The organism is Faecalibacterium sp. An122 (assembly GCF_002160895.1).
GTDB lineage: Bacteria > Bacillota > Clostridia > Oscillospirales > Ruminococcaceae > Faecalibacterium.
This window is the reverse complement of sequence record NZ_NFLL01000047.1, coordinates 1-9,138: the sequence shown is the minus strand read 5'-3', so window position 1 is coordinate 9,138 and position 9,138 is coordinate 1. Positions and strand designations below refer to the sequence as shown.

Annotated in this window: 6 protein-coding genes; 5 read left to right on the top strand and 1 reads right to left on the bottom strand. The window is 63.6% G+C overall.

Annotated features, from left to right (window positions below):
- Nucleotides 1-813: 813 nt before the first annotated feature.
- Both B5E67_RS14790 and B5E67_RS14785 read left to right on the top strand, forming a co-directional pair.
- Nucleotides 814-1,023 carry a helix-turn-helix transcriptional regulator gene (locus B5E67_RS14790; protein ID WP_087249369.1) on the top strand — a complete coding sequence of 70 codons (210 nt, stop codon included), beginning with the start codon at nucleotides 814-816 and terminating at the stop codon, nucleotides 1,021-1,023.
- Between the two features lie 195 nt (nucleotides 1,024-1,218).
- Nucleotides 1,219-3,519, top strand: coding sequence for an ATP-dependent Clp protease ATP-binding subunit (locus tag B5E67_RS14785; protein WP_087385862.1), 2,301 nt, complete (start codon nucleotides 1,219-1,221; stop codon nucleotides 3,517-3,519).
- A 5-nt stretch (nucleotides 3,520-3,524) separates the two neighbouring features.
- Here the strand turns inward: B5E67_RS14785 and abc-f are convergent, their stop codons facing one another.
- Entirely contained in the window at nucleotides 3,525-4,985 is a 1,461-nt protein-coding gene (gene abc-f, locus B5E67_RS14780; protein ID WP_087385861.1) for a ribosomal protection-like ABC-F family protein, read from the bottom strand.
- Nucleotides 4,986-5,323: 338 nt separating this feature from the next.
- Here abc-f and B5E67_RS14775 point away from each other — a divergent pair, with 338 nt between their 5' ends.
- The 3 genes from B5E67_RS14775 to groL all read left to right on the top strand — a co-directional run bounded on the left by B5E67_RS14775 (nucleotide 5,324) and on the right by groL (nucleotide 8,515).
- Nucleotides 5,324-6,298: a diacylglycerol kinase family protein gene (locus B5E67_RS14775; RefSeq protein WP_087385860.1), complete on the top strand. Its 975-nt coding sequence runs from the start codon at nucleotides 5,324-5,326 to the stop codon at nucleotides 6,296-6,298.
- Nucleotides 6,299-6,520: 222 nt separating this feature from the next.
- Nucleotides 6,521-6,808, top strand: coding sequence for a co-chaperone GroES (locus B5E67_RS14770; RefSeq protein WP_087249353.1), 288 nt, complete (start codon nucleotides 6,521-6,523; stop codon nucleotides 6,806-6,808).
- A gap of 72 nt (nucleotides 6,809-6,880) precedes the next feature.
- Entirely contained in the window at nucleotides 6,881-8,515 is a 1,635-nt protein-coding gene (groL, locus tag B5E67_RS14765) for a chaperonin GroEL (protein ID WP_087385859.1), read from the top strand.
- Nucleotides 8,516-9,138 lie beyond the last annotated feature (623 nt).

Here is a 9,138-nt window from a genome sequence, read left to right as displayed (position 1 = left end):
CCGAGCCGACCGCGTTCAGTGAACGAAACAGGGAGGCGAGGCTGGCGCAGCGCTCCAATTTTCACAAGGGCGCACCGCCGCCCGCTGGGAAAATTGGCTAAGCGCAAGAGGACAGGCCCATAGGCCGCAGGGGTTCCGCTACTGGGCGGCTGGGTGGGTTTAGATGATAAAAAGGGTAGAGCGTAGCAGTTTCAAAGTGTGCGCCCTACAGCACCAAAAGACTCACCGAACCACCAGCCCGCTGGGGCGGGCATGTGGTCTCAATCGGAGCGGCGGGCAAAAGCCGTTAAGAAAAACACCCGTGCCGCCGTTTGAGGCCCTGAAAGTTTCCACGGGCCAGGCATGACAGTGTTTTTTAGGCTTTTGAACGCCGCGACCACTTCTTTTGGGTCCAGGGTTCAGACCCTGGTCGTTAGGGTGGGTAGGGAGTCCAGAGGGCCTAGGGAGGGGGAGTCGAAACCCCCTCCCTGGCCCTTTGGCCCCAGCGGAGCGAACAAAGAGGAAAAAGAAATAGAGTGTTAAAGGGTAGGGCTGCCCAGCAATGGCATACCAAACCCCCGGATACAGTGTGTACCCGGGGGTTTCCCTTTACAGCACCTCGGTTAGGAGCCAGTCCATGCTGTAGAGATAAAAGACCCAGTAAATGCGGACGGACTGGAGCAGCGCAGATAGAATCCCCATGTCGGACCCCTCCCTTGTGATGACGGATGAATCTGGGCTGATTTGAATTTTAGTACAAATGTTTACTAAAGTCAATAGTAAAGATGTTTATTAACCTATACTTTGTCCATCCAAGGGAAACGGAGGATGGAGATGGAGTATATCAAGCGGATGCGGGACCTGCGGGAGGACCGCGATAAAACCCAGCGGGAGATTGCCCAGGTGCTGGGCACTTCCCAGACCATGTATGCCCGCTATGAGCGGGGCGCCAATGAATTGCCCATCCGGCACCTGGTGACCCTGTGCCGGTATTATGGAGTGAGCGCGGATTATCTTTTGGGCCTGAAAGACGACCTGACGTGAAAAAAGCAGATGCCGCCCCAGGTGGATGCAGTGAACCCGGGCCCGGGGGCAGTCAACCCGGTTTTGCTGCCCGGAAAAGCCTATGTTTGCCCGGTTTGGGTTCCTGCGCCAAAAACAGCTGATTTTTTTCCGCCCGACCGGTCTATACTGGAGTTGTTGACGAAGCGGCGAACAACGCCGGGATGGGAGCAGGCCATGGGATTCTTGGAACATTTCAGTGCAGGATGGGGCAAAGGTTTTTCGCGCCAGGCGGAACAGGTGCTGGAGAGCACCGTCCAGCTGGCGGGGAATTTCGGGTGCAGCCGGGCGGATACGGGGCATTTGCTGCTGGCGATATTGCAGCAGGACCGGGGCCCGGCCAGCCGGTTTCTGGCCGGCAAGAATATTCGGGAACAGGAGGTCCGCCGCCAGGTGGCGGATGGACGTCAGGGCGCGCCGCGGCGGCTGCGGCGTCAGGACGTGGCCCCGGAACTGCGCCGGGCCATGGATTACGCCCTCATCGACGCCCAGAACGCCCGCCAGCCCAAGGCCGAGCCGGAGCATCTGCTCTGCGCCATCCTGGAGGATGGAGGCTGTACGGCGGGGGTGATGCTGGCGTCCATGGGGGTGCAGCTCAGCGAGGCGGTGCGGGAATGCCGCCAGCTGTCGGGCCAGCTGACCCTGCCCATTCAGCCCCGGGCGTCGGCCAGCGTGCCCAGAGGCAGCCGGGCCAGCGATAAATATTGCCGGGACCTGACCCGCCGGGCCGCCGAAGGCGACCTGGACCCGGTGTTCTGCCGGGACAAGGAGCTGGACCGGATGATCGAGATTCTCTGCCGCCGCCAGAAGAATAACCCCTGCCTGGTGGGGGAGCCGGGGGTGGGCAAAACCGCCCTGGCCGAGGGCCTGGCCCAGCGGATCGCGGCGGGGGACGTGCCCCGGGCCCTCCAGGGCCGGCGTCTGCTGGCGCTGGATATGGCCAGTCTGGTGGCGGGCACCAAATACCGGGGCGACTTTGAGGAACGGCTCAAGGGCCTGCTGGAAGAACTGGTGCGGGACGGCGGGGTGATCCTGTTTGTGGACGAGTTCCATACCATCGTGGGTGCGGGCGCGGCGGAAGGCGCCATCGACGCCGCCAACATCCTGAAACCGGTGCTGGCCCGCGGGGAACTGCAGATGATCGGCGCCACCACCAATCAGGAATTCCGCACCCATATCCAGAAGGACCCCGCCCTGGAACGCCGGTTTGGGCGGGTCCAGATCGAGGAACCCACCCCGGCCCAGGCCCGGGATATCCTGGCGGGGCTGGCGCCGCGGTATGAGCGGTATCATGGGGTATTGATATCGCCGGATGCCCTGGACGACGCGGTGGAACTGTCGGTGCGGTACCTGCCCGGCCGCAGCCTGCCCGACAAGGCCATCGACCTGATGGATGAGGCCTGCGCGGCGGCCCGCATCCGGGCCGAGCGGGAGGGCCGTACCGCCCCCGCCCTCACCCGGGAGGACATGGCCCAGGTGGTGGCCCGGTCCAGCGGCGTCCCCGCCGAGCGGGTAGGGGAGGCCGAACGGGAACGTCTGGCCCTGCTGGAATTCCGTCTGGGCCAGGAAGTGGTGGGCCAGGACAAGGCGGTGGCGGCGGTGGCGGCCGCCATCCGGCGCAGCCGCACCGGACTGGGGGAGCCGGGCCGGCCCATTGGGGCGCTGCTGTTTTTGGGGCCTACCGGGGTGGGCAAGACCGCCCTGTCGAAAGCCCTGGCCCGCAGCTGGTTCGGCAGCGAAAAGGCCCTGCTGAAATTCGATATGTCCGAGTACCAGGAATCCCACACGGTGGCTCGGCTGCTGGGTGCGCCTCCGGGCTACCTGGGCCACGATGAGGGCGGCCAGCTCACCGAGGCGGTGCGCCGCCGTCCCTACAGCGTGGTATTGTTCGACGAGATCGAAAAGGCCCATCCGGATATTCAGAATATTCTCTTGCAGATTCTGGAGGACGGCTGCCTCACCGACTCCATGGGCCGCAAGGCGGATTTCACCAACACCATTATTTTGCTGACCTCCAACCTGGGGGCCCGGTTCCTGGCGGGCCAGTCTGCGCCCCTGGGGTTTGCCGCCGGCCAGGAGGCCGCCTTTGAAAAGCAGTCGGCCGCCGCCATCGCCGAGGCCAAGGGCTTTTTCCGGCCCGAGCTGGTGGGACGCCTGGACGAAATGATTGTGTTCCGGCCCCTGGGCGCCGAGAGCCTGTGCCGCATCGCCGACCGCCTGCTGGGCCAGCTGGAACAGCGGGCCGCCCGCAGCGGCTATACCCTGACCCATACCGCCGGGGTGTGCCAGGCCCTGGCGTCCAAAGCCGCCAGTCCCTACGGGGCCCGGGAACTCCGACGCCAGGTGGACCGTGCGGTGGAACAGGCCCTGGCCGACCGGATCGCATCCGGCTCGGCCCGGCCCGGCGCCCGCTATACCGCCGACTGTTCCGCCGACGGCAGCGTGATGCTCATTGCCGACGACACCGCCACTGTATAAAAAGGTTACAGGTTCACTGTCCGGGTGGCGATGGCCTCCCGGAATGCGGCGTCGTGCTCCACAAACAGGAGGGTGAGACTGGTTTCTCCCAGCAGCCGCTCCAGCTGCAGGCGGGTGTACAAGTCGATGAAGTTCATCGGCTCGTCCCAGAGGTACAGATGGGCCCGCTGGCACAGACTCCGGGCCAGCAGCACCTTTTTCTTCTGCCCGCTGGAAAAGCCGGCCATGTCCTTTTCGAACTGGACCCGGGAAAAATCCATCTTCCGCAGAATGGCTTTGAACAGGCTTTCGTCCAGGCCCTCGGCCCGGGCGTAGTCCCGCAGATTGCCGGCCAGACCGGCGGCGTTCTGGGGCACCTGTGAAATCACCAGTCCCGGGGCGGTGGTGACCGTGCCGGTGTGGGGGACGTTTTCCCCCGCCAGCAGCCGCAGCAGGCTGGTTTTGCCGCTGCCGTTGCCGCCGCACAGGGCCACACGGCTGCCCTGGGTCACCTCAAAGCTCACCGGCCCGCAGACCCTCCGCCCGTCGTAACAGACCGTCACGTCGGAAAAGGCCGCCAGGGTGGGGGCAAAGTGGACCAGCGGGGCCAGCCGGAGGGGCTCGGCGGTCTCCTGATTTTTCAGCAGGGCCGCCTTTTCCTCCATGGCCTTGTGCTGGCGGGCCTCCACCGTTTTGGCCCGCTTCATCATCTTGGCGGCCTTGTGGCCCACATACCCTTTGTCCGCCGCCCCGATCTTGCTGGCCTCCACCCGGTCGGCCCACAGGGCGGTGCGCCGGGCCGAGGCTTCCAGACGGCGGATGTCCTTTTTCAGTTTTTCGTTTTGGGCCAGTTCCCGGGCCTGCTGCTGGTCAAAGCCGGCCTGCCAGGCGGAATAATTGCCGCTCTGCAGCTGGATGCCGGCCCGGTTCAGGGCCAGAATGTGGTCCACGCACCCGTCCAGAAACCGCCGGTCGTGGGATACCAGGATAAAACCCTGTTTCCGCCCCAGATAGGCCGACACTTTGGCCCGGGCGGCGGCGTCCAGATGGTTGGTGGGCTCGTCGATGAGAAGAAACCGCCCCTCCCGCAGAAACAGGGCGGCCAGCAGGGCCTTGGTCTGTTCCCCGTTGGAGAGGGTGGCGAAAGACTGGTCCAGCGCCCCGGGATGCACCCCCAGCAGGGACAGTTCCCGTTCCAGCTGCCAGCCGGCGGCATCGGGACACAGCGGGGCCAGGACCTCGGCGGCGGGCCGTTCCGGCGCCGGGACCGGGAAGGGGAAATAGTCGAACCCCACCGGGGAGACGATGCGGCCGCTGTATTCGTACTGGCCCGTCAGCAGCCGGAGAAAGGTGGTTTTGCCCCGTCCGTTGCGGCCCACGAAACCCAGCTTCCAGCTGGTGTCCAGGGTGAGGCTGACGTCGGTGAAAATGGGGTCAAAGCTGGACGGATAGGAGAAGGACAGATGTTCGATGGAAATTTGTGCCATGGGGCAGACCTCCTTTGAGCAAGCAAAAAGGCCGCAGGAAACACCTCCCGCGGCCGGACATGGCAGACACTGCCCCTATGCAAAGCACAAAGGGGGGAGGGATGGGTACACTTTTCCTGCAGGCAGGCGCAGCATGGCCCAATCCGGCCCGGCCGCGCGGTTTCAATCCTCAGCAGGCAAAGTGACGCATCCTTCCACCCCTTTCCGTTGTTTTCAGGGATAGGATAGCACGGCGGGGCGGCTCTGTCAAGGGCAAAAACCGGATTTACAAACCCCGCCCAAAACGGTATACTGGTGCCATCACCCTCCCGCGCGGCGGGAGGCCATGGGAGGCATCGATGCGCTATTTGTTTTTGCTCAACCCGGCGGCGGGCCGTCAGGACCGCACCGCCCTGCTGGACCGTGCGGCCCGGGCGGCGCTGGACCGGGCGGGGGTTCCGGCGTCCGACTGGGAGATCCGCCGCACCGAATACAAGGGCCACGCCCGGCTCCTGGCGGCCCAGGCGGCCCGCTCCGGGGAGCCGGTCCGGATTTTTGCCGCCGGCGGGGACGGCACTTTTAATGAAGTCCTCACCGGGGCCAGCCCTTACCCCAATGCGGCGGTAGGCTGCATCCCGGCGGGCAGCGGCAACGACTTTCTCCGCACCTTCGGGGTGAAGGAGGAGTTTCTGGACCTGGACGCCCAGCTGGCGGGCGGGGAGGTGCCCATCGACCTGATGGACACCAGCCTGGGCCTGTCGGCGGCGGTGTGTGCCGCCGGCCTGGACGCCCAGGTGGCCCTGGGGGCCGCCGATTACCGCAGAAATCCCCTGTTTCACGGCGAGGCGGCCTATCTGCTGTCGGCGGTCAAGCAGATTTGCGGGCCGCTGGGCCGGCGGATGCGGTTTGAGGCCGACGGCCAGACTTTGGAGGACGACGTGCTGCTGTGCGCCGTCTGCAATACCAAAGATTACGGCGGCGGCTTCCGTGCGGCGCCCAACGCCTGCCCCGACGACGGATGGCTGGAACTGGTGGCGGTGCGGAAGGTGAGCCGGCTGAAAATCCTCAGCCTGCTCAGCCGGTACAAAAAGGGCCTGCACTTTGCCGGGGAGGAGGTGGCCCCCGACCTGGCGCCCTACCTGATTTTCCGGCGCGTGCAGCGGCTCACCATCACCCTGGCCGACGGCCGGGGCCCCGTCATCGCAACGGCGGACGGGGAGTGCGCGCCGGTGGACAAGCTGGAGATTTCGGTGCGGCCAGGGGCGGGCCGGATTGTGCTGCCCCGGGGCCCCTACGAGCGGTTCACCGCCGCCCGCGCCGCCGCGGCACGGTAAAAACAGACGGCTCTGCGCTGATTTGGAACGGCGCAGGGCCGTTTTGGCATTTTGTCATAAAAACTTAACAAAAAAATGGGCAAAAGCCCTTGATTTTTCCCCTCAAGATGAGTACAATACTCTTAGCACTCAGGGAAACAGAGTGCTAAGCGGGAAGCGGTTCCCTGAACCCTTCCCCCCAAAGATGTTATCAATGAGTTTTTAAATAGGAGGGCAAGACTTATGAAGATTATTCCTCTTGCAGACCGTGTTGTCATCAAGACCGTGGAGGCCGAGGAGACCACCAAGAGCGGCATCATCCTGACCGGCAGCGCCAAGGAGAAGCCCCAGGTGGCCCAGGTGATCGCGGTGGGCCCCGGCGGCACCGTGGACGGCAAGGAAGTCGTCATGACCGTGAAGGTGGGCGACAAGGTCCTCACCAGCAAGTACTCGGGCACCGAGGTCAAGGTGGACGGCGAGGAGTGCACCATCGTGCGCCAGAGCGACATTCTGGCCATCGTGGAGGAGTAAGTCATCCCTTTCACTGCAAAATAAGACCATTTCGCGGCGCAGCCGCTTTTGATTGAAAAGGAGAGATACCTTATGGCAAAGCAGATTAAGCAGGGCGAGGAAGCCCGCAAGGCACTGTGTGCCGGCATTGATACCCTGGCCAATACCGTCAAGATCACCCTGGGCCCCAAGGGCCGCAACGTGGTGCTGGACAAAAAGTACGGCGCCCCGGTCATCACCAACGACGGCGTGACCATCGCCAAGGAGATCGAGCTGAAGGACGCCTTTGAGAACATGGGCGCCCAGCTGGTGAAGGAAGTCGCCACCAAGACCAACGACGCCGCCGGCGACGGCACCACCACCGCCACCGTCCTGGCCCAGGCCATGGTGAACGAGGGCATGAAGAACGTGGCCGCCGGCGCCAATCCCATGGATATCCGCCGTGGCATGAGCAAGGCCGTGGCCGCCGCTGTGGAGGCCATCAAGGCCCACAGCCAGAAGGTGAACGGCGCCAATGATATCGCCCGCGTCGGCACCATTTCTGCCGGCGACCCCGAGATCGGCAAGCTGATTGCCGAGGCCATGGAGAAGGTCACTGCCGATGGCGTCATCACCATCGAGGAGAACAAGGCCACCGCCGAGACCTACAGCGAGATCGTCGAGGGCATGCAGTTTGACCGCGGCTACCTGAGCCCCTATATGGTCACCGACACCGACAAGATGGAGGCCGTGCTGGACGACGCCGTCGTCCTGATCACCGACCGCAAGATCAGCGTCATTCAGGACCTGCTGCCCCTGCTGGAGCAGATCGTCCAGAACGGCATGAAGCTGCTGATCATTGCCGAGGACATCGAGGGTGAGGCTCTGTCCACCCTGATCGTCAACCGCCTGCGCGGCACCTTCACCGTGGTGGCCGTCAAGGCTCCCGGCTTCGGCGATCGCCGCAAGGAGATGCTGCAGGATATCGCCACTCTGACTGGCGGCACCGTGATTTCCGCCGACCTGGGCTATGAGCTGAAGGATGCCACCCTGCAGATGCTGGGCCGTGCACGTCAGGTCAAGGTCAGCAAGGAGAACACCACCATCGTGGGCGGTTACGGCGACAAGGACGCCATCCAGGCCCGCGTCAGCCAGATCCGCAGCCAGATCGAGACCGCGACCAGCGATTTCGACCGCGAGAAGCTGCAGGAGCGCCTGGCCAAGCTGGCCGGCGGCGTGGCTGTCATCAAGGTTGGCGCTGCCACCGAGGTGGAGATGAAGGACAAGAAGCTGCGCATTGAGGACGCCCTGAACGCCACCAAGGCAGCTGTGGAGGAAGGCGTGGTCGCCGGCGGCGGCACCGCTCCCATCAACGCCATCCCTGCCGTCAAGGCTCTGTGCGACACCCTGGAGGGTGACGAGAAGACCGGCGGCCGCATCATCCTGAAGGCTCTGGAGGCACCTCTGCGCCAGATTGCCCTGAACGCCGGCCTGGAGGGCAGCGTCATCATCGACAAGATCGTCTCTGCCGGCAAGCCCAACTACGGCTTCGACGCTCAGAACGAGGTCTTTGTGGAGGACATGATTGCCGCAGGCATCGTCGATCCCACCAAGGTGACCCGTTCGGCTCTGGAGAACGCCGCATCGGTGGCTGAGATGGTCCTGACCACCGAGAGCCTGGTGGCCGATCTGCCGGAACCCCCGGCTCCCGCTGCTCCCGCCGGCGGTGACATGGGCGGCATGTATTAAGTTACTTTTTCGAGAAAAAGTAACCAAAAAGCTTTTCACCTGGTACCGGGGACTGCTGTGGGCTTCACAAGGCCCTGCCGGCGGTAAACTTACAGCCGCTTTATAAGGCTCCCGGGCTGCGCCCTGGTGAGTCCGAGGTTTTGTGTAGCCTGTTTTTCCACCTTCGGTACGCCCTGAAAACCTAAAAATAACAACCCTCGTCCATCTCTGGGCGGGGGTTGTTTTTGGTTTAGAGCTTTTTAGGGGCGGTAGCTTTGCGGTCTGTTCCCCCGAAGGGGGATGTCGCGCAGCGACAGGGGGACACATTAAATGGGCGGAGGGTGGGTTTAGATCATAAATAAACAAAAACTTTGCCGCCTTGCCTTTAACACTTCTTTTCTTTTCCCTTTTGTTCGCTCCGCTGGGGCCAGAGGGCCAGGGAGGGGGTTTCGACTCCCCCTCCCTAGGCCCTCTGGACTCCCTACCCTCCCTAACGACCAGGGGAGACCCCTGGACCCAGACAGGGAAGTCGCGTCGTTCAAAAGCCTAAAAAACACTGTCATGCCTGGCCCGTGGAAACTTACAGGGCCTCAAACGGCGGCACGGGTGTTTTTCTTAACGGCTTTTGCCCGCCGCTCCGATTG

Coding starts and splice junctions, on each gene's coding strand:
- B5E67_RS14790 (WP_087249369.1), top strand. CDS start 814: ATGGAGTATATCAAGCGGATGCGGGACCTGCGGGAGGACCGCGATAAA.
- B5E67_RS14785 (WP_087385862.1), top strand. CDS start 1,219: ATGGGATTCTTGGAACATTTCAGTGCAGGATGGGGCAAAGGTTTTTCG.
- abc-f (WP_087385861.1), bottom strand. CDS start 4,985: ATGGCACAAATTTCCATCGAACATCTGTCCTTCTCCTATCCGTCCAGC.
- B5E67_RS14775 (WP_087385860.1), top strand. CDS start 5,324: ATGCGCTATTTGTTTTTGCTCAACCCGGCGGCGGGCCGTCAGGACCGC.
- B5E67_RS14770 (WP_087249353.1), top strand. CDS start 6,521: ATGAAGATTATTCCTCTTGCAGACCGTGTTGTCATCAAGACCGTGGAG.
- groL (WP_087385859.1), top strand. CDS start 6,881: ATGGCAAAGCAGATTAAGCAGGGCGAGGAAGCCCGCAAGGCACTGTGT.